Genomic DNA, 21,968 nt, shown 5'->3' with positions numbered 1-21,968 from the left:
CCGCCGCTCCTGCAGGGGCGTGGATCGCTTGCGGCGGCCAATTGCCGCCGCGTTGCGCTAATCTGGCGCCCGCCATGGGCAAGACGGAACACCAGCACGAACACCTGCCCGGCGCGGCCGAAAAACACGTCCTGCGCCGCCGCCACGGCCGAGCCACCGAGGCCCGCGACATGGTGGCCGCCGAGGTCCCGGTCGCCTTCGCATGCAACGGCGAGCCGTTCGCGGTGATGATGGCCACGCCCGACGACCTGGAGGACTTCGCGCTGGGCTTCGCGCTGGCCGAGGGCATCGTCGCGAGCGCGGACGAAGTCGTGATCGAATCGATCGAAACCTCACTGGAAGGCGTCGCAATCGCCCTGGCCACCCCGCCGGAACGCGCCGCCGTGCTCGACGCGCGCCGCCGCAGCCTCGAGGGGCGCAGTGGCTGCGGCATCTGCGGCATGGCGCAGGTCGAAGCGGTACTGCGCCCGCCGCCGCCGGTAGCCACGGGAACCACCGTCACCACCGATGCGCTCGACCGCGCCCTGCGCGAACTGCAGGACCGGCAGCCGCTCAACGCGCTGACCGGCGCCACCCACGCCGCCGGCTGGGCCGATTCTGACGGCCGCATCACCCTGGTGCGCGAAGACGTCGGCCGCCACAACGCGCTCGACAAGCTGGTCGGGGCGATGCTGCGCGCCGGCGTCGATCCGCAGGCAGGGTTCGCGGTGGTCACCAGCCGCGCCAGCTACGAGATGGTGATGAAGGCCGCGCAGGCGGGGATCACCGTGCTGGTGGCGATTTCCGCGCCGACCGCACTGGCGATCGCGCTGGCCGAGTCCTCCACGCTGACCCTGGTCGGCTTCGCGCGCGAATACGGGCACGTGGTGTACACGCATCCCGGGCGGCTGCGCGACAGGGCGCCGGGAGTCGCCGCATGAGCAAGAAGAGCATCCGCCGCTACGACCGCCCCGCAGGCGGCTGGGACGCGCTGCGCAACGTCGCCAAGCACCTGCTCGAGCAGGACGTGCCGGTGCACGGCGCGAAGACGCTGCTGTCAGCCAACCAGCCCGACGGCTTCGACTGCCCGGGCTGCGCCTGGCCCGACCGCGACCACACGTCCACCTTCGAGTTCTGCGAGAACGGCGCCAAGGCCGTCGCAGCCGAAGCGACGAAGCACCGCGCCACGCCGGGGCTGTTCGCGAAGTACTCCGTCGCCGAGCTCGCGCGCTACAGCGACCACTGGCTCGAAGACCAGGGCCGACTCACCCATCCGATGCGTTACGACGCCGCCAGCGACCATTACCTGCCAGTGTCGTGGGACGAGGCTTTCGCGCTGGTCGCTTCGCACCTCAATGCGCTGCCCTCGCCAGACGAGGCGATCTTCTACACCTCCGGGCGCACCAGCAACGAGGCCGCGTTCCTGTACCAGCTGTTCGTGCGCGAGTTCGGCACCAACAACTTCCCCGACTGCTCGAACATGTGCCACGAACCGTCCGGCACGGGGATGACGCCGCAGATCGGCGTCGGCAAGGGGACGGTGTCTCTGCACGACTTCGAGCTGGCCGACGCGATCTTCATCTTCGGCCAGAACCCGGGCACCAACCATCCGCGCATGCTCGGCGAACTGCGCCGGGCGTCGAAGCGCGGCGCGGCGATCGTGTCGTTCAACCCGCTGCGCGAACGCGGGCTGGAGCGCTTCGCCGATCCGCAGGACAAGCTGGAGATGCTCAGTGGCGGATCGACCCGGATCTCGTCGGACTATTTCCAGCTGCGCATCGGCGGCGACCTCGCCGCGGTCAAGGGCATCATCAAGCACGTGCTGGAAGCCGACGAACAGGCGCGTCGCGACGGCGGCGCGCGCGTGGTCGACGTCGACTTCATCACCCGCCACACCACCGGCTTCGCTGCGTTCGCGGCCGATGTGGCGGACGAGGCCTGGGGAACGATCGAGGCCGAATCAGGGCTGTCGCAGGAACAACTCCGGCGCGCAGGCGACATCTACCTGTCCGCCGGCAGCGTGATCTGCTGCTGGGGCATGGGCATCACCCAGCACAAGCATTCGGTCGCCACGATCCAGATGCTGGTCAACCTGCTTCTGCTGCGCGGCAACCTCGGCCGGCCGGGCGCCGGCGCCTGCCCCGTGCGCGGCCACAGCAACGTCCAGGGCGACCGCACGATGGGCATCTACGAACGGCCCGCGCCGGCACTCCTCGACCGACTGGAGCAGGTGTTCGGCTTCGAGCCGCCGCGCGAACATGGCTTCGACACCGTCGGCGCGATCGAGGCCATGCTCGACGGGCGCGGCAAGGTGTTCTTCGCCATGGGCGGCAACTTCGCCACCGCCACGCCCGACACCGAGGCCACGCACCGCGCGCTGCGCAACTGCGACCTGACCGTGCACGTGGCCACCAAGCTCAACCGCAGCCACCTGGTACACGGACGGCAGGCGCTGATCCTGCCGTGCCTGGGGCGCACCGAAATCGACGTGCAGGAAACCGGGCCGCAGGCGGTGACCGTCGAGGATTCGATGAGCATGGTGCACCTGTCGGCCGGCATCAACGCACCGGCATCGACCGACCTGCTGTCGGAGCCGGCGATCGTCGCGCGCCTGGCGCAGGCCACGCTCGGCGCGCGCAGCAAGGTGCCGTGGCAGTGGCTGGTCGCCGACTACGACCGCATCCGCGACCGCATCGCCGATGTGTTCGACGACTTCCACGACTTCAACGCGCGCGTGCGCGTGCCCGGCGGCTTCCGCCTGACCAACACTGCCGGCGAACGGCGCTGGAACACCGCCAGCGGCCGCGCCGCCTTCATCACCCATGCCGTCCCGACCGACCTGCCCGTGCACCGCGCCCGCGCGTCCCGCGGGCAACCCGTGTTCACGCTGACCACCGTGCGCTCGCACGACCAGTACAACACCACGATCTACGGCCTGGACGACCGTTACCGCGGCGTGTTTGGCGAGCGCCGCGTGCTGTTCGCCAACGCCGACGACATCGCCGCGCTCGGTTTGCAGGCAGGCGACCGGGTCGACCTGGAAAGCCTGTGCGACGACGGCGTGCAGCGCCGGGCACGAGGCTTCCTGCTGGTCGAATACGACATCCCGCGCGGCTGCCTGGCCGCCTACTATCCGGAGACCAACGCGCTGGTGCCGCTGTCGAGCTTCGCCGACCAGGCGCGCACGCCGACGTCGAAGTCGATTCCGGTAGTGGTGTCGGCGCACGATCCCGCCGCTGCGAAGCCCGGCGAGGCGCCGCGTGACATCACCATTGCCGTCCACGACTGAACGCCTGCTCGCAGAGCTCGCGCGTGAGCCGGACGGCATCTCCCTGCCCCGCCTGTGCAAGCGCCTGGGCGTGCGCATGAGCGTGCTGATGCGCGAACTGGCCTGGCTGGGCGGGGAATCCATTGGCGGCCGGCCGGGACCCGGACTGGTGCGCGTGGAGCGGCACGGGGATCGCGACGTCGCGATGTTGGTCGCGCGCGACCAGCGTTGACGTACGCATCGTTGTCTTTTGTGGGAGCGGCTTCAGCCGCGAGCTTTTGGCGACGTGGCCGAGGGCAGGAGCAAATCCCCCATACCCCCTTTACAAAGGGGGCAAGAGCGGGAAGCTTTTCCCGAATCCCGAATCCCGAATCCCGAATCCCGAATCCCGAGCCCCGGTCCCGGCCCTCGAAAAGCTCGCGGCTGAAGCCGCCCCCACAAGCTGCTCCCACGACACAGGTGTCGTTCGGCAATCGTGCTCAGGCGGCGTGCTTGCGCACCCAGGCCACGTACCGGTCGACGAACCCCTGCAGGAACTTGCGCGTGTCGTCGTTGCCGACGTTGCCATCGTCGTCGAGCAGCCCGTCCTTCATCTGCATGAAGACTTCCGGCTGCCCCAGCGTGGGCATGTCCAGGTAGGCCAGCGTGTTGCGCAGGTGCTGCTGCGCCAGCGCGGTGCCGATGGCGCCAATCGAGATGCCGAGCACGCCGGCCGGTTTGCCGGCGAACGAGTTGGTGCCCCACGGACGCGAGCCGATGTCGATCGCGTTCTTCAGCACGCCGGGGATAGCACGGTTGTATTCGGGCGTGACGAACAGCACGGCGTCGGCCGATTCGACGTCCTGCTTCAGCCGCTTCGCTTCGGCGGGGTAGTCCTCGTCGAAATCCTGGTTGTACAGCGGCAGGTCGTCGATGCGCACGTGGCTGAACTCGAAGTCGTCGGGCGCGAGCTTCTCGACCGCCTTCGCCAGTTTGCGGTTGAACGAGTCCTTGCGCAGGCTGCCGACGAATACCGCGATCTTGGTTGTGGCCATGGGGGAATGCTCCTTCCGGGAAGTCGAAGCCCCAGACTATCCGCGCGGGCCCGTCAGCTGTGCGTCAAGGGCGGAAGGAACCGTTCCGCCCATGACGCCGCGCCTCAGTCGAGGGTGCCGGCGGCCGCGACGATGTCGTCTTCCGACGGGATCACCAGGAACGCCGCGCCCGCCAGCGGCGTGAACGTGTCCGCGCCGACCACGCGCCGGAACGGCCGCGCGCCGTAGCCGCCCTCCACCACCGCGGTGATGATGCCCTCGCCCACGCCGGCGCTGCGCCGGCCCTCGTCGACGATCAGGATGCGCTTGGCACTCGCCGCCTGCTCGCGGATGAAGGCGTCATTGAGCGGCACTAGCCAGCGCAGGTCGACCACGCGCACCTTCCAGCCGTGCTTTGTTTCGATCTGCCGCGCGGCGCGCAGGCTCATCGGCACGCCGTTGCCGAAGGTGAAGATGACCAGGTCGTCGTTGCCTTCGCCGTAGACGCGCCCTTCGCCCAGCGGCATGGCCTCGCCCGGCGCCGGGTACTCGGTCAGCCAGCCGCCGTCGCCCGGCTCGTACAGGTCCTTGGCCATGTACAGCGCGATCGGTTCGAGCAAGGCGCACACGCGCCCGTCCACCTTCGCAAGTGCCGCCAGGGTGCGCAGCATCGTCGCGGCATCGTCGCCGCGCGACGGGCAGCCGACCACCAGGCCCGGAATGTCGCGCAGCGCGGTAATCGAGTTGTCGTTGTGGAAATGCCCGCCGAAGCCGCGCTGGTAGCCCAGCGAGGCGATCCGCACCACCATCGGGTTGCGGTACTGGTTGTTGCTGAAGAACTGCAGGCTGGCCGCCTCGCCGCGGATCTGGTCGGCGGCGTTGTGCAGGTAGGCCAGGTACTGGATTTCCGGCAGCGGCAGCATGCCCATGTTGGCGTAGCCCTGCGCGAGGCCGAGGATCACGGTCTCGTCGAGCAGGGTGTTGAACACGCGGCGCGGGCCGAAGGTCTTCTGCAGCCCCTTGGTGACCGTGTACACGCCGCCCTTCTGCGCCACGTCCTCGCCGAACAGCAGCGTCTCGGGATACTTGGCGAACAGGTCGTGCAGCGCGTTGTTGATCTGGATCGCCAGGTGTCGCGGCGCCTGCGTTTCGGGCAGCTTGTCCTTGCCGCCGAAGACTTCCTCGCGGCGCTGGCCGTAGTCGGCACGCGCAGCTTCCTTCGCCACCGCGTCGGGGGTGTACGGCGCCAGCGGCGCCATCACCTCCTCCAGCGAGGACAGACGCGGACGGCGGTCGGCTTCCTCGGCGGCGGCGAAACACTTCTTCCGCGTGTCTTCGTACAGCGCCAGGATTTCGTCCTTCGACATCAGCCCGGATTCCAGCGCGATCGCGGCCGAGCGCAGCAGCGGGTCGGTCGCTTCCACCGCGCACAGTTCCTCGATGCTGCGCCACTCGATCTCGAAGTCGGTGCCGGCGTGGCCCATGATCCGGGTCGTGCGCAGGTGCAGGAAGGTCGGGCGGCGGGTGCGGCGGCAGTGCTCGACCGCCTGCTGCACGTCGCCGTAGCCGTTGGCCAGGTCGAGGCCGTCGGCAGAGAAGTAGTCGAGGTCGGGCCGGTCGCGGAAGTTGCGCGCCACCCAGCCATCGGGCGTCTTGACCGAGATGCCGATGCCGTTGTCCTCGCACACGAACAGCACCGGCGCCGGCAGCCGCTGGTAGGCGGTCCAGGCCGCGGCGTTGAACGCGGTCTGCGCGGTGGCGTGGTTGCTGGACGCATCTCCGAACGAACAGATCGCAATGCTGTCGTCGGGGATCGGCAACGCATGGCCGATGCGCTTGCCCTGCTCGATCGCCACCGCCGTGCCGAACGCCTTGGGCAGGTGGGAAGCGATCGTCGAGGTCTGCGGCAGCACCCACAGCGGCTTGCTGCCCCACACCTTGTGGCGCCCGCCCGACGCCGGGTCTTCCTTCGACGCCGCGAACGACAGCGCCGAATCCATCACCGGGTCCATGCCCGGCAGCTTGCGGAAGCGCTCGGCCATGAAGCCACCGGAGCGGTAGTGCAGGAATGCCGGATCGGTGTGGCGCGTGGCGCGCGCCACCATCGCGTTGCCCTCGTGGCCGCTGGAGCCGATCGTGTAGAAGACCTTGTTCTGCACCCGCAGCACCCGCGCCATCAGGTCGAGGTGGCGGCTGATCAGCTGCGATTCGAACAGCTCGCGGAAGCCGCGCGCGTCGAGCGCGCTGCCATCGAGGATGGACTCATCCGCGGCCGGCTTCGCATCGGCATGGCCGCCCCATTCGCGCACGAACTCGCTGAAGTTGACGTCGCAGATCTCGGCGCGGTTGAGGCCGCGCATGCGGGCGGGGATCGGTTGTGCGGTCACGATGGTTTCCGTTGGCGGGCCTACGCGCCCGATGGTTGTTCCCTGGCGATTCCGGATCGTCCGGGCGTCGGGGGCGTAGCCCCGACCTACGCATTCGCGCTTCGCGCACACCACTGTTCGCGGGTCTGGCCCCAGATGTCGACGGCCGTATCCTCGAACGGCGACGGCAGCCTGCCGCTGCGCAACTTGCGAGAACCCAGCCGCTGCGCCACCCGCTGCGATGCCTCGTTGCCCGGATCGATGCAGTGGATGATGTCGTCCCAGCCGAGATGCTCGAAGGCCCAGTCGACGGCGGCGATGCCCGCTTCCGTCGCGTAGCCCTTGCCCCAGGCGCGCGGATGGAACGAATAGCCGATCTCGTTGCCCGGCCAGCCTTCCGGCTTCCACGGCCCGATCTGGCCCACCCATTGCCCGCTTTTCTCGACCACGCCGAACATCCCGAAACCCTGCACCAGCCACGCCCCGGGCTGCCACAGGAACCGACGCCAGGCCTCGGCGCGGGTGACATGGCCGCCGATGAAGCGGGTGGCCTCGGCGTCGGCCTGGAGTTCGGCGAAGCCGTCGAAATCCTCGATGCGCGGTGGACGCAGCAGGAGGCGATCGGTTTCGATGCGGATGTCGGTGGGGTTCAAGTCGGTTCCCGATTCACCAGGGTCGTTATCTGCCCTGCAGGAGCGCTCTCGGCTCAGAACGCGTTGATGCCGGTCAGCTCGCGCCCCACCACCAGCTGGTGCACGGTCTCGGTGCCCTCGTAGGTGATCACCGATTCCAGGTTCAGGGCATGGCGGATCGGGCAGTGCTCCGTGGTGATGCCGGCACCGCCGAGCAGGTCGCGCGCCTCGCGGGCGATGTCGATTGCCATGCGGCAGTTGTTCCACTTGGCCAGGCTGACCTGGGTGGGCTTCATGGTGCCGGCGTCCTTCAGGCGGCCGAGCTGCAGCGACAGCAGCTGCGCGGCGGTGATGCGGCGCGCCCAGTCGGCCATTTTCAGCTGCGCGCTCTGGGTCGCGGCCACCGGGCGGTCGAACAGGATGCGTTCCTTCGAATAGTTCAAGGCCTCGTCCAGGCAGGCGATGGCCGCGCCGATCGGCCCCCAGGTGATGCCGTAGCGGGCCTGGGTCAGGCAGCCCAGCGGGCCCTTCAGGCCCTTCACGTTGGGCAGGCGATTGGACTCGGGCACGCGCACGTTGTCGAAGAACAGTGCGGAGGTCACCGACGCGCGCAGGCTCATCTTGTGCTTGACCTCCTGCGCGCTGAAGCCGGCGAAGTCCTTCTCGACGACGAAGCCCTGGATGCCGTCGTCGGTCTGCGCCCAGACGATGGCAATGTCAGCCAGGTTGCCGTTGGTGATCCACATCTTGCCGCCGTTGATCACCCAGTCGCCGCCGTCCTTCTTCGCGTTGGTCTTCATGTTGGCCGGGTCGGAGCCGCCGTGCGGCTCGGTCAGGCCGAAGCAGCCGATGACCTTGCCGGCGGCCATGTCGGGCAGCCAGCGCTTTTTCTGTTCCTCGGTGCCGTAGGCGAAGATCGGGTACATGCACAGCGAGGACTGCACGGACGCGAAGCTGCGCAGGCCGCTGTCGCCGCGCTCGAGCTCCTGGCAGATCAGGCCGTAGCTCACGCCGTTGAGGCCGGCGCCGCCGTACTCCTCCGGCAGCGTGGCGCCGAGCAGGCCGAGGCCGGCGATCTCGGGGATCAGCTCCTTCGGGAAGCGCCCCTGGTCGAAGCAGTCGCCGATGATCGGCAGCACACGCTCGTCGGTGAACCGGGCCACGGTGTCCTGGACGGCGCGCTCCTCTTCGCTGAGCAGGGAGCGGACGTCGTACAGGTCGTAGGGGTGCAGGGCCATGGCGGGTTCTTCGGTTCCGTAAAAGCGGCCATTTTAGCCCTTGTCAGGGCGGGATGACCCGCACCGGCAACCACGCGACGAAAAAGGGGCCGGATTGCTCCGGCCCCTCTTGCTTTCCCTGCTGGCGCTTTGCTCAGCCGCGGTCGGCGGCGCCAGCGGCGGCGGTCTGCGTCACCACCTGGCCGTCGATCACCGGCAGGCGGTCGCCGGGCTTCTGGTCCATGCGGATGGTCTGCTCCGTGCCCTCGTAGCGGTAGGTCACGTCGTAGCCCACGGTCTTGTCCTGCGTGCCGAGCGAGATGCGGCTGCCGGGCTTGCTGCCCATGCGCATCGTGTCGGTGCTGCCGTCCGGATTGCGATAGGTCACGTCGTAGCCGACCACGTGGCTGGACTCGGACGTGTCAGTGACGGTGTGGCACTGGCGCTCGGTGCGGTTCACCACCCGGCCGCCAACGTGCCTGCGGTCGACGCGGTTGCCGATGAAGCCGCCGGCCACGGCGCCGGCAGCAGTCGCGGCCTTCTTGCCGTTGCCGCCGCCGACCTGGTTGCCGAGCAGGCCGCCGATGACCGCGCCGGCCACCGTGCCGCCGACGTTGCCGTCGCGCTCGGGCAGGCGTTCCTGCACCACGACGTCGTTGCAGACCTCGCGCGGAGTCGAGCTGGTCGAGGTCTCGCGCACCGGGTCGGTGCCGATGACGGTGGCGTAGAGCTTCTCGGTCTCGGTGATCGGCTCCACGGCCACCACGTTGGCGTAGGCCACGCGGCCACTGTCGGGGATGCTGTTGTCGAGCAGGGCCGCGTCGTCCTGGACCAGGCCCTGGTCGTCAAGGCCGGCGGGCGCGGTGGCATCAGCGGTGTCCGGGCCACGGGCCTGCTGGAACGCAGCGACGGAGACGCCGCCCACCAGCAGCGCGGCAATGGCAATGGCGATGGTGTTCTTGTTCATGAGCCTCTCCTGATGGCGGATATGCCGCTCTTGTGTGCCCGACAATTCCAGCATCCTCTACCTGAATGGAGCTTCCCCGCCGCGGCTCGAAACTGACGCCACGATGAATCCACGCCGTGCATCCGCCCGGTGGTAGCGTTGTGCGCCCCCACTGTCGTCCTTCCAGCCAAACGGGAATCGATCATGCCCAATCCCCTGCTCGCCCCCCTGATGCGCTGGTTCGGCCGGCTGAGCTATCCCAAGCTGTTCCTGCTGACCGCGGCGCTGTTCATAGGCGATGTCCTCGTGCCGGACGTGATTCCCTTTGTCGACGAGCTGCTGCTCGGCCTCGGCACGCTCCTGCTGGCCAACTGGAAGCGGGTGCGGCCAGGGCGCGGCGGAACCATCGAGGGCGAGTCCGGCCGCCGGGACTGACGCCATGCTGGTCGACAGCCATTGCCACCTCGATGCAGGCGAGTTCGACCGCGATCGCGACCAGGTGGTCGCCCGGGCCCGGGCCGCGGGAGTCGTCCGCCAGGTCGTGCCCGCGATCCATGCCGCGGGCTGGCCGAAGCTGCGCGGGATCTGCGCCGGCACCGACGGGCTGTTCCCCGCCTACGGCCTGCATCCGATGTTCCTCACCGAGCATCGTCCGGAACACCTCGCGCAGCTGCGCGACTGGATCGAGCGCGAGCGCCCCATCGCCGTTGGCGAATGCGGGCTCGATTATTTCGTCGAAGGCCTGGACCACGATGCGCAGCAACGCTATTTCGAGGGCCAGCTGGCCTTGGCGCGCGAGCATGACCTCCCGGTGATCGTGCACGCGCGACGCGCTGTCGACGCGGTGATCGCGTCGATCCGCCGCGTCGGCAAGCTGCGCGGCGTGGTGCACAGCTGGTCGGGCAGCCGGCAGCAGGCCGAACAGCTCTGGGAGCTGGGCTTTCTGCTCGGCATCGGCGGGCCGGTCACCTACCAGCGCGCCAATCGCTTGCGCAAGCTGGTCGCCGACATGCCGATCGAACATCTGCTGCTGGAAACGGACGCGCCCGACCAGCCGGACAGTGCGATCCAGGGGCAGCGCAACGAGCCTGCGCGGCTGCGGGCTGTGTGCGAAACGGTTGCGGAACTGCGCGGGATATCGCCGGAAGAAGTCGCCAGGGCCACGACCGGAAATGCGGAGCGCCTGTTCGGCTTCCCGCCCGACCTTCCGTCGGAGGCACCGCCCCGCCCCGGTGATGCGCCGTAGGTCGGGGTTACATCCCCGACACAACGAATCCGAAAAGCCGTCGGGGACGTAACCCCGACCTACGGCGTCGCAGGCGTTGCCTGCGCGGCGGCGGGCTTCCGCCGCAGCAGCAATTCAATCACCTTGCCCGCGGCGGCGAACGCAAACGCCCCGGTGATGTGCGTCGCCGCGCCCAGTCCCGCGCCGCAGTCGAGTTTGAGCGCGGCGTCGGCGCCCAGCTGGGGACGGGTGCCGCAGACGCTGCCGTCGGCTTGCGGATAGCGCACGTTCTCCAGCGAGTACACAGCCGGCACGCTGAAGTAGCGCTTCGGCCCAGTGGGAAACCGGAACTCGGTGCGCAGCTTGCGGCGGATCAGCGCCAGCATCGCGTCGTGCTCGGTCTTCGACAGGTCGCGCACGCGCACCAGGGTCGGGTCGATGCGGCCGCCGGCCGAACCGACGGTCACGATCGGCTGCTTGCGGCGCCGGCACCAGGCGATCATCTCGACCTTGGCGCGAAAGCTGTCGCAGGCGTCGAGCACCACGTCGAAGCCGTCGCCCAGCAGCGACTCCATGTTCGAAGGCGTCAGGAAACTGGCCACGGCGCGCACGTCGGCCTGCGGATTGATCGCGCGGCAGCGCTCGGCCATCGCGTCGGCCTTGCCGCGGCCGTACTGGCCTTCGAGTGCGGGCAGCTGGCGGTTGGTGTTCGACACGCACAGGTCGTCGGCGTCGACCAGCGTGAGCGCGCCCACGCCGCTGCGCGCCAGTGCCTCGACCGCCCACGAACCGACGCCGCCCAGGCCGATGACGGCCGCGTGCGACGCGGCCAGCCTTTCGAGCGCGCCGCGGCCATAAAGCCGGTCGATGCCGGAGAAACGTTCCTGCCAGGATGCATCCATCCGGCCAGTTTACCGGCGCCGGCCGCATGCTATCGTCGCCGAAGCCAAACAGGAGCCAGCCATGTCGACCACGCCCGAAGCCAGCCCCGCCAAGCCGGCCAAGCCTTCCGCCGCCAGCCGCTACCTGTTCGTGTTCCTCATCGGCCTGGTGATCGGCGCCGTTGCAGTGGTGATGATCCTGCGCACGGTGGAAGCGGGGAAAACCTGGCAGGACCGCTACCCGATCGCGGCGATGGACCTGTTCCAGGCGCACATGGCAAGGCTCAAGGCCAGCACCGAGGCCAACCGCTGCAGCGCCACCGACACCCTGCCGCACCTGCAGGCACTGCGCACGATCTCGAACGACCTGGAACCCGCGTTCGGCGACCTCGGCGAGGACACGCGGTTCACCAAGCACGCGAGCGACCTGCGCGCCGTGCTCGACTCGACGTTGTCTGCGCCGCCGCTCAACTGCGCCGGCGTCGGCGCCGCAATGGGGAAGATCGGCGAGGCCTGCAAGGCCTGCCATCAGGATTTCCGCAGCTGAAGCAGAGACCCGGCCGGGCCGCGTCGCCGTGGCGGAAATGAACCCGCACTGACAACCACCACGCCACCTGTCCGGATCGCCGCCCGATTGACCATCGGTTCACGGCGCAACGCCTAATGTCCTGCCGAGGAGCCACCGGCTCCGTCCCGACACGACAGGAGATCGGCATGAACATTCGACTGCTTGGCGCCACCACGCTCGCCGCAGCCCTCGCGACCGCAGGCTGTGCCACCTCGCCCGGCTACGGCGGCGGCTACAGCAGCGCGCCGTCCTATGGCAGCAGCGTCTGCACCGACTGCGGCACGGTCACGCGCATCGAGGCCGTCGCCCGCGGCCAGAACGTCCCCAACGCGACCGGCGCGGTCCTGGGCGGCATCGTCGGCGCGGTGGCCGGCCACGAGATTTCCGACAAGACCGGCGGCAGCAAGGGCAACCAGAACATCGCCGCCGCGGCCGGCGCGGTCGGCGGCGCGATCGCGGGCAACGCGATCCAGAACCGCGTCCAGGAAGGCACCACCTACCGCATCACCGTGCGCATGGAGGACGGCAACCTGCGCACCGTGCAGCAGACGGACCTGGCCGGCATCCGCGAGGGCTCCTACGTGCGGATCAACGGCGGACGCGCGGCGCTGCGCTGAACCGGCGACATTGCCGCACCTGAAAAAAAGGCCCGCCATCCGGCGGGCCTTTCCTTTTCCGAGAATGGCTTTTCGGTCGGCTAGAGCGGCTGCACCGCATCGGCCTGCAGGCCCTTCTGCCCCTGCACGACGGTGAAGCTGACCTTCTGTCCTTCCTGCAGGCTCTTGAAGCCCTGGGTCTGGATCGCGCGGAAATGGACGAAGACATCCTCGCCATTCTCGCGGCTGATGAATCCGAAGCCCTTGGCATCGTTGAACCACTTCACGGTTCCGGTTTCACGCTCTGACATCTGCATCGCTCCCTGTAACGGTTTGTTCTGGACGTCTTGACGGCAGCTGGTCGCAAGGAGGAAACGGGGAGCAGACGGTGTCGCAGATCGGCGGCGGAACAACGGGCAGTGCAGCACGGATCGGGCACATCCAGGCCACGATTCACGGTGACCTTGACAAACACAGCGCCTGCAAACTACCCCGGCATTTGTGAAAATGCAATCGCGCGCGCGAGGCACCCTCGGCGCGGCAACAACGCATCCTCCGGCCCGTACCCAGCAAAGGAAATCCGATGGACCTGCATGCCCTGTGGTACGTACTCGCCGCACTGATGGTGGTCGTCGGCCTTGCCGGCATCATCCTGCCCGCCCTGCCCGGCCTGCCGATGGTGTTCTTCGGCATGTTGCTGGCGGCCTGGGCCGACGGCTTCGAACGCGTGGAATGGTGGTGGCTGCTGGTGCTGGGCCTGCTGACCGCGCTGTCGATGGTGATCGATTTCTGGGCCACCGCCGCCGGGGCGAAACGGGTGGGTGCAAGCCGCAAGGCCGTGGTCGGCGCGGTGGTCGGCACCCTGGTCGGGCTGTTCTTCGGCCCGGTCGGCCTGTTCGCCGGCCCCTTCGTCGGTGCGCTGCTCGGCGAGCTGTGGCACGGGCGCAGCATCCGCGCCGCCGACGTCGGCCAGGCGACGAAGGTCGGTTTCGGCACCTGGATGGGGATCGTGTTCGGCATCGTGCTCAAGCTCGGCCTGGCGTGCACGATGTTCGTGCTGTTCGCGTGGGCGTGGTACGCATGAGCCACTGCGTGTTCCGCGGGGGGTTCACGCGATCCAGCAGACATCGCCGGATACACTGCCACGCTCGACGTTGCATGCGCCCGCCACCCGGCCACCCCACCCGTCCGTGACCCGATGACCATGACGCGCCCGAAGCTGCCGATCGTCCTCCTTGCCTGCCTGGCACTGGCCGCGCCCTTCGTCGTGCAGGCGCAATCCGCGGCCGTCGAGGCGCCGCAGGACGCGGAACGGCCGAACGACACCACCGCCGGCCGGCAACTGCAGGCGAAGCTGGGCTCGAACGACGCGCTGCAGGACGTCACCGCCAACATCGACGACGGCGTCGCGGAACTCGACGGCACGGTGCTGGCGCAGGCGCAGAAGGACCGCGCCGGCGAACTGGCCACCGAAACCCCGGGCGTATCGACCGTGGTCAACAAGGTCGAGATCGACAACAGCCTGGGTGCGCACCTGCGCACCACCTACCACGAGGTCACCGAGCGCCTGGTCGCGATGCTCGGCCGCGCGCCGCTGCTGCTGGTCGCGCTGCTGGTCGTGCTGCTTGCATCGTGGCTGGGCAAGGCGCTCTCGCTCAACCTGCGCCTGCTGCGGCTGCGCACCGACAATCCCTACATGGACGGCCTGCTCCGGCGCTCGATACGGATCATCGTGACCCTGGTCGGCGTGCTGCTGGCACTCAGGCTGCTCGACCTGTCGACCATGGCCAAGGCGGTGCTGGGCTCGGCGGGCGTGGTCGGCTTGGCGCTGGGCTTCGCGTTCAAGGACATCGCCGAGAACTACATCGCCGGCGTGCTGCTCAGTTTGCGCAAGCCGTTCTCGCCCGGCGACCACCTGCGCATCGATGACCACGAAGGCAAGGTGGTCGCACTGACCTCGCGCGCGACCATCCTGATGACGCTCGACGGCAACCAGCTGCAGCTGCCCAACGCACTGGTGTTCAAGTCGGTGCTGCTGAACTACACGCAGAACCCGAAGCGGCGCTTCGACTTCAAGGCCAGCATCGACGCGGCGCACTCGATCCGCCAGGCGCAGACACTGGCGCTGGAGGCGTACTCCGGCATCGACGGCGTACTGGACGACCCGGCACCGTCGTGGAACCTGGTCGAGAACGCACCCAGCGGCATCGAATTGCAGTTCTTCGGCTGGGTCGACCAGCGCAGCACCGACCTGGGCAAGGTGCGTGGCGAGGCGATCCGGCTGGTAAAGGCGGCCTTCGCGCACGCCGGCATCCAGCCGCCGCGCACCGTGTACCACGTCGTGACTTCGCGCGAACCGGGGGCGTCGGGCCCGCCCGCCACACCGGTGGAACCCGTGCACGGCGCGAACGTGGACACATCAGTCAACCGCGACATCGACGACCAGCTTGCCGAGGCCCAGCGCGCGGGCGCTGCCGCGGCAGGCAACATGCTCGAACACGACAAGGACTCGCCATGATGCCCGTACAACAGACGACCGCCCTGTTCCTGCTCGGGCTCGCCGGGGCCGGGGCGCCGGCGTTCGCGCAGTCGGGAACCGCAACCGCTCCGGCGGAGGCCAGCATCGATGCATGCGCGCTGGTGGAAGTCGACGTCGACCGCCTGGCCTGCTACGACCGCGTCGCCGGGCGCCGCGCGCGCGACCCGTCACGGGCCGATGCCGCCGCCGCCCTCGCGCGCCAGAACCGCGAGGCGGCGAGCGAAGCAGAAGCGGCCGCCGCAACGGGCGCCGAACGCGCACGCACCGCCGCCAACGACCTGTTCGCGTCCGAACCCGACGATGCCATCGCCAACGCCGGCAAGGGCTCGCTGCTCGACAGCCGCTGGGAGCTGGCGAAGGACTCCAAGCTCGGCACCTTCAACTTCCGCGCCTACAAGCCGGTCTACCTGCTGCCGGCGTTCTGGAGCAGCGACCAGAACGAGACGCCGCACTCGCCCAACCCGCGCAACACCGTGACCGAGCCGATGGACCTGGACGCGGTCGAGGCCAAGTTCCAGATCAGCTTCAAGACCAAGGCCTGGGAGAACCTGTTCGGCGACAACGGCGACATCTGGATGGGCTATACCCAGAGCTCGCGCTGGCAGGTCTACAACGGCGAGGCTTCGCGTCCGTTCCGCGAGACCAACTACGAGCCGGAGATCCTGCTCGTCTTCCGCAACAATTACAGCATCGGCGGCTGGAAGGGCCGGATGGCGGCGGTCGGCATCAACCACCAGTCCAACGGCCGCGCCGACCCGCTGTCGCGCAGCTGGAACCGGGTGATGTTCAACGTCGGCCTGGACCGCGAGAACTGGGCGGTGATGTTCCGCCCATGGATCCGGATCTCCGACGGCAACGACGACGACAACCCGGACATCGACGACTACATGGGCCGCGGCGACGTGACCATCGTGCACACCATCGGCGGACACGAACTGTCGATGATGCTGCGGCATTCGCTGCGCGGCGGCGACCGCTCGCACGGCGCGGTGGGTTTCGACTGGGGCTTCCCGATCCATAATTCGCTGCGCGGGCACGTGCAGGTGTTCGACGGGTACGGGGAGAGCCTGATCGATTACAACCACCGGTCGACGTATGTCGGGCTGGGGATTTCGTTGCTCGAGTGGTTCTAGGGGGCCGGGAGCTGGGGGCTGGGGGCTGCAGCGTGCCGCTCTTTGGCTGTCATCCCGAACGCAGCGAGGGATCTGGATCAGGGCGACTCCGAGATCCCTCGCTGCGCTCGGGATGACAAGAGAAGATAGCGCGCGGCCAACCACCAGCCGCGGTCGATTGCAAAAGCTCGCGGCTGCCGCCGCTCCTGCAAAGGCAAACTGTCAGCCAAGGCCGACGATCAGCCCTCGACGACCACCGGGATCCTGCCGATCCGCGACTGCCACTCGCGCGGGCCGGTCTTGTGCACCGACTCGCCGGTCGAGTCCACCGCCACGGTCACCGGCATGTCCTGCACGGTGAACTCGTAGATCGCCTCCATGCCAAGGTCCTCGAACGCGACCACGCGCGCGGCCTTGATCGCCTTCGATACCAGGTACGCGGCGCCGCCCACTGCCATCAGGTACACCGACTTGTGCTTGCGGATCGCGTCGATCGCCGCATCGCCGCGCTCGGCCTTGCCGACCATGCCCAACAGGCCGGTTTGTGACAGCACCTGCTCGGTGAACTTGTCCATGCGCGTGGCCGTGGTCGGGCCGGCCGGGCCGACGGCCTCGTCGCGCACCGGGTCGACCGGACCGACGTAGTAGATGAAGCGGCCGTTGAAGTCGACCGGCAGCGGCTCGCCCTTGTTCAACATGTCGACCATGCGCTTGTGCGCGGCGTCGCGGCCGGTAAGCAGCTTGCCGTTGAGCAGCAGCGTCTCGCCGGGCTTGAAGCTGGCGACTTCCTCGCGGGTGATGGCGTCGAGGTCGACCCGGCGCGCGTTGGCCGGGTTGTAGGTCAGCTTCGGCCAGTCTTCCAGCGACGGCGGGTCGAGCATTACCGGGCCGCTGCCGTCGAGCGTGAAGTGCGCGTGGCGGGTGGCGGCGCAGTTGGGGATCATCGCCACCGGCAGGTTGGCCGCGTGCGTCGGGTAATCCCTGATCTTGATGTCGAGCACGGTGGTCAGCCCGCCCAGGCCCTGCGCGCCGATGCCCAGCGCGTTGACCTTGTCGAACAGTTCGATGCGCATTTCCTCCAGCCGGTTCGACGGCCCGCGCGCCTTGAGGTCGACGATGTCGATCGGCTCCATCAGCGACTCCTTGGCCAGCAGCATCGCCTTTTCCGCGGTGCCGCCGATGCCGATGCCGAGCATGCCCGGCGGGCACCAGCCGGCGCCCATGGTCGGCACCGTCTTGAGCACCCAGTCGACGATGGAGTCGGACGGATTGAGCATCGCGAACTTGCTCTTCGCCTCCGAGCCGCCGCCCTTGGCCGCGACGATCACGTCCACCGTATTGCCGGGCACCACCTTGACGTTCACCACGCCCGGCGTGTTGTCGCCGGTGTTCTTCCTGCGCCCGGCCGGGTCGGCCAGCACGCTGGCGCGCAACTTGTTGTCCGGGTGCCGGTAGGCGCGGCGGATGCCTTCGTTGGCCATGTCCTCGACGCCCATCGTGGCGTCATCCCAGCGCACGTCCATGCCGATCTGCAGGAACACGGTGACGATGCCGGTGTCCTGGCAGATCGGCCGGTGGCCCTCGGCGCACATGCGCGAGTTGATCAGGATCTGCGCGATCGCGTCCTTCGCAGCCGGGCTTTCCTCGCGCTCGTAGGCGGCAGACAGGTTCCGGATGTAGTCCACCGGGTGGTAGTAGCTGATGTACTGCAGGGCGTCCGCGACGCTCTGGATGAGGTCTTCCTGCTTGATGGAAACCGGGCGGCTGGAGGTCACTGCGGGGCTCGCGGAGGCTGGCGGAAACAGCCGCCGATTTTAGCCCACCGCCCGCTCGCGGGCTCCAATCAGCGCTATCCGGTCAGCGCTGCCTGGAAACGGCGTTCCGCGGCTGCCCGCGTGGAACGCTGCCTTCCGCCGCCCTTTCGTCGGGCCCCACACCGGCCCGCGTCGCGACCGGCAACGCCGGCTGCGACGCGGCCGCCGGTCCGGAACGAGGCGGCAGCAGCGGTTGCGCGCCGTTGGCGGGCAGCGCGCGGATCGCGTCCGGATTGAGCAGCGCCACCGCGTCGCGGCAGTCGAGGAAGGGATAAACCCGACCGGATGCGGGATCGTCGATGCGGGTGGTCGAAAGCGCCATCGCGTCCATGCGCTGGGCCACGGTCGCCACCGGCGCGGCCTGCGACAGCGCGACCGCGCAGGCGGCGACCATCGGCGCGGCCTGCGAGGTACCTCCGTAGACCGAGGTACCGCCGGTGTAGCCGGTGGACGTGACGAACGCACCGGCCGCGAACAGGTCGGTCGTGGGGCTGCGGTTGGAGAAACAGGTCGGTTTGCGCGCCGCGGTAGTCGCCTCGCTGCAGCCCAGGAAGTCGTCCACCGTGCCGATGTCCGAATCCCAGGTCGCCGCCACCGACAGTGCGTTGCGGACGCATGCGGGTGCCTGGATCTGCTGCACGTTGCCCTGGTTGCCGGTCGACACCGTGACCACCGCGCCGTTGGCCACCAGCGCGTCGACGGCCGTGGCCAGCGCCTGCGTCCACGCGGTGCTCGCGTCGCAGTGGCCAGGGAAAGTGTCATCGCTGCCGAGGCTGAGGTTCACCGCCGCCACGTCGGGATGATGGGTCGCGACCCAGTCCATCGCCGCAACCACGTCCGAGGCGCAGCAGTAACGGCCAGCCGCGCTGATCACCTTCACGGCCACCAGCTGCGCATCCGGCACCGCGCCGCGCGGGGCGACGCCTCCTTCGCCGACGATGATCCCGGCCACGTTGCTGCCATGGCCATGGTCGTCGACTGCGGCGCCCGGGCCGGCCTGTGTCGCGGTCATGTTCGGGCAGCAGCCACCGCTGCCGCTCGTGGGGCTGCAAAAACAGGCCTCGTCGACGAGGCGCCCGACCAGGTCCGCATGGTCGATGTCCACGCCGCTGTCGATCACCGCCACCTTGCGGCCCTTGCCGCCCAGGCCAAGCGCATCCAGCCCGGCGACCCGGTTGACCCGGCTGGCTTCGTCCGGCGCGACCGCCGCGCCTGCCGAGCCGCCGGCGTCGATGTCCACCGCCACCACCTCCGGATGCCGCTCCAGCGCCTCCAGTGCACGTGCATCCACCTCCAGCGCCAGCGCCGGCACCAGCGCGAAGCGGCGCTTCAATGCATGGCTTCCCGGCGGAAGGCTATCGAGTACCGAATCGGCGACAGCCTCGACCTGTGCCATGCGCAGCGCCTTGATCGGCGACAGCCCGGCCCGGGAGAACGCGTTCCGTGGCCGCAGCGCCACCATCACGCGTGCGTGCCCCGTGTCGGCGACGGCAGCGCGCGCCTGCGCCGATACGGCGGGAGCCTGCGCCAGGACGGGCGCCGAAGCCAAGGCCATCCAGACGGCGGCCATCGCCAGCATGATCGTTCCCTTCATCCTGAGACCCCCTGTGATCCGTGCCGAACGCTAGCACATGCGGCGCAGGGCGGATCACCGCCCGTCCCTTAAACCCCTGCCCGCCGCGACGCATCCCAAGGACTATGCTGACCACCATCGTGACCGCACTGATGCCCGCCTCCGCACCGGCCGTGGATGACGACCACGCCCTGGTGCACGCCTGCCTCGGCGGTGACACCACCGCGTTCGAGGCCCTGTACCGCCGCCACGTCGGCCGCGTGCACGGGGTCATCTCGCGCCTGCTCGGCCGCCGCGGCCAGCACGCCGACGATCTGACCCAGGACGCCTTCGTGCGTGCCTGGCAGGCGCTGGCCTCGTATCGCTTCGAAAGCGCGTTCGGCACCTGGCTGTACCGACTGGCGGCCAATACCGCGCTGATGGAGATGCGCCGGCATCGTGCGGCGCCTGCGATGGATGACGACGAGGAACACTTCGAGCGCATGGGCCATCCGGACTCGGCCGGGCATACCACCGCCCTGGGCATGGACCTCGAACGCGCCGTCGCCACGCTGCCGCCGCGCGCCCGCGCGGTACTGGTGCTGTACGACGTGGAAGGCTGGACCCATGAAGAGATCGCCGCCGGGCTCGACATGGCCGTCGGCACTTCGAAGGCACAGTTGCACCGCGCCCGCGGCCTGCTGCGGACGCGACTGGGAGAACAGGCATGAACATCGACCACGACCACGACGCCCCCCTTCCCGACGACCTGCGCCGCTCGCTGCAGGCCCTGCGCCGCGACGCCGCGCCGGCAAGCGACCTGTGGCCGGGCATCCGCGCACGCATCGAAGAAAATGCGCAGCCCGCACCGCCACCGGCAGCCGCGACACCGCTGCCGGCGCATGCCCGCGGCGGCTGGAGCCGCCGCACGCGCCGCCTGGCAGGCCTGGCGACCGCCGCATCGCTGGCCGCCGCACTGGCCATCGCCTGGACCGTGGCCCCGCCGTCGGCGCCGCAGCCCTCGCAGGGGGTCGCCGCCAGCGTGATCCTGCAGGAAGCCGCGCACATGACCGACGAGTACCGCACCGCCTGGAGCGCTTTCGACGCGCGCCGCCCGGCCGACGTCGACGCCAGCGCGCTGCACGAGATCGACCGCGGCGCCGCGGCCGTCCGCGCCGCGCTGCACCAGGATCCCGACGCACGCTATCTGTTCAACCGCCTGCAAAGCCTCTATGCCCAGCGACTGGATCTGTCGCGGCGCCTGTCCACGACCACCATCTCTACCTGAACGGAGCTATCGCCATGTCTTTCCGCCTCCTCCTGCCGCTGCTGCTGGCGGCCCTGCCCGCTGCGGCGCTGGCCTCCACGCCGATCAACGAAACCCGCCCGCTCGACGCCGACGGCAAGGTCGAGATCTCCAACCTCAAGGGCAGCATCCAGGTGCGCGTCTGGGACAAACCCGAAGTGCATGTCGGCGGCAGCCTCGGACGCGGCGTCGAGACCTTCGAACTCCGCGGCGACCGCAATGAGCTCGAGATCATCGTCCGCTACCCACGCACCAGCAACGACAACAGCGAGCCGACCAACCTGGTGATCGACGTACCGACGCTCGCCAGCCTCGACATCGACGGCGTCGCCGTGGAGATCAGCGTGATCGGCACCGCTGGCCGCAGCCTTGAGATCGACAGCGTCAGCGGCGACATCACCGTCGCCGGCGCGCCTGGCAAGGCCGACATCGAAAGCGTCAGCGGCGACCTGGAGCTGACCCTGAACTCCGCCGACGTCGAAGCGCAGTCCGTCAGCGGCAGCGTCAACCTGCGCGGCCGCCTGGACGGCCGGGTCGAGGTCGAAACCGTGTCCGGCAACATCACCGTCGACAGCCGCGGCGAGCGCGTGCGCCAGCTCTCCAGCACCACGGTTTCCGGCAACGCGACCCTGCAGGCCGGGCTCGCCGACGGCGGCAGCATCGGGGCCGAGTCGGTCAGCGGCAACATCAAGGTCGTCGCCCCGAAATCGCTGTCGGCGACGGTGCATGCCGAAAGCTTCAGCGGCCACCTGCGCGCACCGGGCGTGGAGATCGACAAGCCGCGGTTCGGCCCCGGGTCGAGTTTCGAGCACCGCTACGGCAGCGGCAGCGGCGAGATCAACATGGAGACTTTCTCCGGCTCGGCGGAACTGCTGCTGCGGTAAGGGCCGCCTGCGCGGTTCCATCAAGGCTTCCACGCCCGCCACCAGGCGGGCGTGGCATTCTGGGGCCCGC

General features: G+C 69.0%; 22 protein-coding genes. 13 read left to right on the top strand and 9 right to left on the bottom strand.

The window, feature by feature from the left end; genetic code table 11:
* The first annotated feature begins 74 nt into the window (after nucleotides 1-74).
* From fdhD to ACFONC_RS04200, 3 genes are read left to right on the top strand one after another with little or no spacing between them, the layout of a single operon-like run.
* Complete coding sequence (gene fdhD / locus ACFONC_RS04210) at nucleotides 75-920, top strand: formate dehydrogenase accessory sulfurtransferase FdhD (protein WP_386742476.1); 846 nt, start codon at nucleotides 75-77, stop codon at nucleotides 918-920.
* Nucleotides 917-3,268: an FdhF/YdeP family oxidoreductase gene (locus ACFONC_RS04205; protein WP_386742475.1), complete on the top strand. Its 2,352-nt coding sequence runs from the start codon at nucleotides 917-919 to the stop codon at nucleotides 3,266-3,268. The genes fdhD and ACFONC_RS04205 overlap by 4 nt, the downstream gene beginning before the upstream one ends.
* A complete protein-coding gene (locus ACFONC_RS04200; protein WP_386742474.1) occupies nucleotides 3,240-3,479 on the top strand; it encodes a hypothetical protein in 240 nt (79 codons plus the stop codon). The genes ACFONC_RS04205 and ACFONC_RS04200 overlap by 29 nt, the downstream gene beginning before the upstream one ends.
* 247 nt (nucleotides 3,480-3,726) lie before the next feature.
* Here the strand turns inward: ACFONC_RS04200 and ACFONC_RS04195 are convergent, their stop codons facing one another.
* From ACFONC_RS04195 to ACFONC_RS04175, 5 genes are all read right to left on the bottom strand, one after another.
* A complete protein-coding gene (locus tag ACFONC_RS04195) occupies nucleotides 3,727-4,281 on the bottom strand; it encodes an NADPH-dependent FMN reductase (protein WP_386742473.1) in 555 nt (184 codons plus the stop codon).
* A gap of 104 nt (nucleotides 4,282-4,385) precedes the next feature.
* Complete coding sequence (locus tag ACFONC_RS04190) at nucleotides 4,386-6,620, bottom strand: thiamine pyrophosphate-dependent enzyme (protein WP_386743056.1); 2,235 nt, start codon at nucleotides 6,618-6,620, stop codon at nucleotides 4,386-4,388.
* 113 nt (nucleotides 6,621-6,733) lie between these two features.
* Entirely contained in the window at nucleotides 6,734-7,279 is a 546-nt protein-coding gene (locus ACFONC_RS04185; RefSeq protein WP_386742472.1) for a GNAT family N-acetyltransferase, read from the bottom strand.
* 53 nt (nucleotides 7,280-7,332) lie between these two features.
* Nucleotides 7,333-8,496 (bottom strand): acyl-CoA dehydrogenase family protein, encoded by a 1,164-nt coding sequence (locus ACFONC_RS04180; RefSeq protein WP_386742471.1) that lies wholly within the window; start codon nucleotides 8,494-8,496, stop codon nucleotides 7,333-7,335.
* 133 nt (nucleotides 8,497-8,629) lie between these two features.
* Nucleotides 8,630-9,442 (bottom strand): glycine zipper 2TM domain-containing protein, encoded by an 813-nt coding sequence (locus ACFONC_RS04175; protein ID WP_386742470.1) that lies wholly within the window; start codon nucleotides 9,440-9,442, stop codon nucleotides 8,630-8,632.
* 183 nt (nucleotides 9,443-9,625) lie between these two features.
* Here ACFONC_RS04175 and ACFONC_RS04170 point away from each other — a divergent pair, with 183 nt between their 5' ends.
* Together ACFONC_RS04170 and ACFONC_RS04165 are read left to right on the top strand one after the other, a co-directional pair.
* A complete protein-coding gene (locus ACFONC_RS04170) occupies nucleotides 9,626-9,856 on the top strand; it encodes a DUF6116 family protein (protein ID WP_386742469.1) in 231 nt (76 codons plus the stop codon).
* Nucleotides 9,857-9,860: 4 nt separating this feature from the next.
* Nucleotides 9,861-10,667, top strand: a complete 807-nt coding sequence (locus ACFONC_RS04165; protein ID WP_386742468.1) for a TatD family hydrolase — start codon at nucleotides 9,861-9,863, stop codon at nucleotides 10,665-10,667.
* A 59-nt stretch (nucleotides 10,668-10,726) separates the two neighbouring features.
* On the opposite strand, the gene ACFONC_RS04160 is transcribed toward ACFONC_RS04165, so the two are convergent.
* The gene (locus ACFONC_RS04160) at nucleotides 10,727-11,548 is read right to left on the bottom strand and encodes a tRNA threonylcarbamoyladenosine dehydratase (RefSeq protein WP_386742467.1); all 822 of its coding nucleotides are present in this window, start codon (nucleotides 11,546-11,548) and stop codon (nucleotides 10,727-10,729) included.
* A 61-nt stretch (nucleotides 11,549-11,609) separates the two neighbouring features.
* On the opposite strand from ACFONC_RS04160, the gene ACFONC_RS04155 reads away from it, so the two are divergent.
* A complete protein-coding gene (locus ACFONC_RS04155; protein ID WP_386742466.1) occupies nucleotides 11,610-12,074 on the top strand; it encodes a hypothetical protein in 465 nt (154 codons plus the stop codon).
* Nucleotides 12,075-12,241: 167 nt separating this feature from the next.
* Entirely contained in the window at nucleotides 12,242-12,712 is a 471-nt protein-coding gene (locus tag ACFONC_RS04150) for a glycine zipper 2TM domain-containing protein (RefSeq protein WP_386742465.1), read from the top strand.
* A gap of 80 nt (nucleotides 12,713-12,792) precedes the next feature.
* On the opposite strand, the gene ACFONC_RS04145 is transcribed toward ACFONC_RS04150, so the two are convergent.
* Nucleotides 12,793-13,002 (bottom strand): cold-shock protein, encoded by a 210-nt coding sequence (locus ACFONC_RS04145; protein WP_386742464.1) that lies wholly within the window; start codon nucleotides 13,000-13,002, stop codon nucleotides 12,793-12,795.
* A 272-nt stretch (nucleotides 13,003-13,274) separates the two neighbouring features.
* On the opposite strand from ACFONC_RS04145, the gene ACFONC_RS04140 reads away from it, so the two are divergent.
* The 3 genes from ACFONC_RS04140 (at nucleotide 13,275) to ACFONC_RS04130 (ending at nucleotide 16,363) form a co-directional block, all read left to right on the top strand.
* Nucleotides 13,275-13,775, top strand: a complete 501-nt coding sequence (locus ACFONC_RS04140; protein WP_386742463.1) for a DUF456 domain-containing protein — start codon at nucleotides 13,275-13,277, stop codon at nucleotides 13,773-13,775.
* A gap of 114 nt (nucleotides 13,776-13,889) precedes the next feature.
* Complete coding sequence (locus ACFONC_RS04135) at nucleotides 13,890-15,209, top strand: mechanosensitive ion channel domain-containing protein (protein WP_386742462.1); 1,320 nt, start codon at nucleotides 13,890-13,892, stop codon at nucleotides 15,207-15,209.
* Entirely contained in the window at nucleotides 15,209-16,363 is a 1,155-nt protein-coding gene (locus ACFONC_RS04130) for a phospholipase A (RefSeq protein ID WP_386743055.1), read from the top strand. The genes ACFONC_RS04135 and ACFONC_RS04130 overlap by 1 nt, the downstream gene beginning before the upstream one ends.
* A gap of 218 nt (nucleotides 16,364-16,581) precedes the next feature.
* On the opposite strand, the gene ACFONC_RS04125 is transcribed toward ACFONC_RS04130, so the two are convergent.
* Both ACFONC_RS04125 and ACFONC_RS04120 read right to left on the bottom strand, forming a co-directional pair.
* Entirely contained in the window at nucleotides 16,582-18,117 is a 1,536-nt protein-coding gene (locus ACFONC_RS04125; protein ID WP_386742461.1) for a fumarate hydratase, read from the bottom strand.
* Between the two features lie 82 nt (nucleotides 18,118-18,199).
* Nucleotides 18,200-19,750 (bottom strand): S8 family peptidase, encoded by a 1,551-nt coding sequence (locus ACFONC_RS04120; RefSeq protein ID WP_386742460.1) that lies wholly within the window; start codon nucleotides 19,748-19,750, stop codon nucleotides 18,200-18,202.
* A gap of 104 nt (nucleotides 19,751-19,854) precedes the next feature.
* Here ACFONC_RS04120 and ACFONC_RS04115 point away from each other — a divergent pair, with 104 nt between their 5' ends.
* Genes ACFONC_RS04115 through ACFONC_RS04105 form a run of 3 tightly spaced genes read left to right on the top strand, consistent with a single transcriptional unit; the run spans nucleotide 19,855 to nucleotide 21,898 of the window.
* The gene (locus tag ACFONC_RS04115; RefSeq protein ID WP_386742459.1) at nucleotides 19,855-20,439 is read left to right on the top strand and encodes an RNA polymerase sigma factor; all 585 of its coding nucleotides are present in this window, start codon (nucleotides 19,855-19,857) and stop codon (nucleotides 20,437-20,439) included.
* On the top strand, nucleotides 20,436-20,996 hold the full coding sequence (locus ACFONC_RS04110; RefSeq protein ID WP_386742458.1) for a hypothetical protein: 561 nt from the start codon (nucleotides 20,436-20,438) through the stop codon (nucleotides 20,994-20,996). Before ACFONC_RS04115 ends, ACFONC_RS04110 begins: the two co-directional genes overlap by 4 nt.
* 14 nt (nucleotides 20,997-21,010) lie before the next feature.
* Nucleotides 21,011-21,898 (top strand): DUF4097 family beta strand repeat-containing protein, encoded by an 888-nt coding sequence (locus ACFONC_RS04105; protein ID WP_386742457.1) that lies wholly within the window; start codon nucleotides 21,011-21,013, stop codon nucleotides 21,896-21,898.
* The last annotated feature ends 70 nt before the right edge of the window (nucleotides 21,899-21,968 follow it).

The sequence above is a fragment of the Luteimonas soli genome, from assembly GCF_042648865.1.
In the GTDB taxonomy this organism is placed as follows: Bacteria; Pseudomonadota; Gammaproteobacteria; order Xanthomonadales; family Xanthomonadaceae; genus Luteimonas; species Luteimonas soli.
This window is presented reverse-complemented; position numbering and strand designations above follow the sequence as displayed.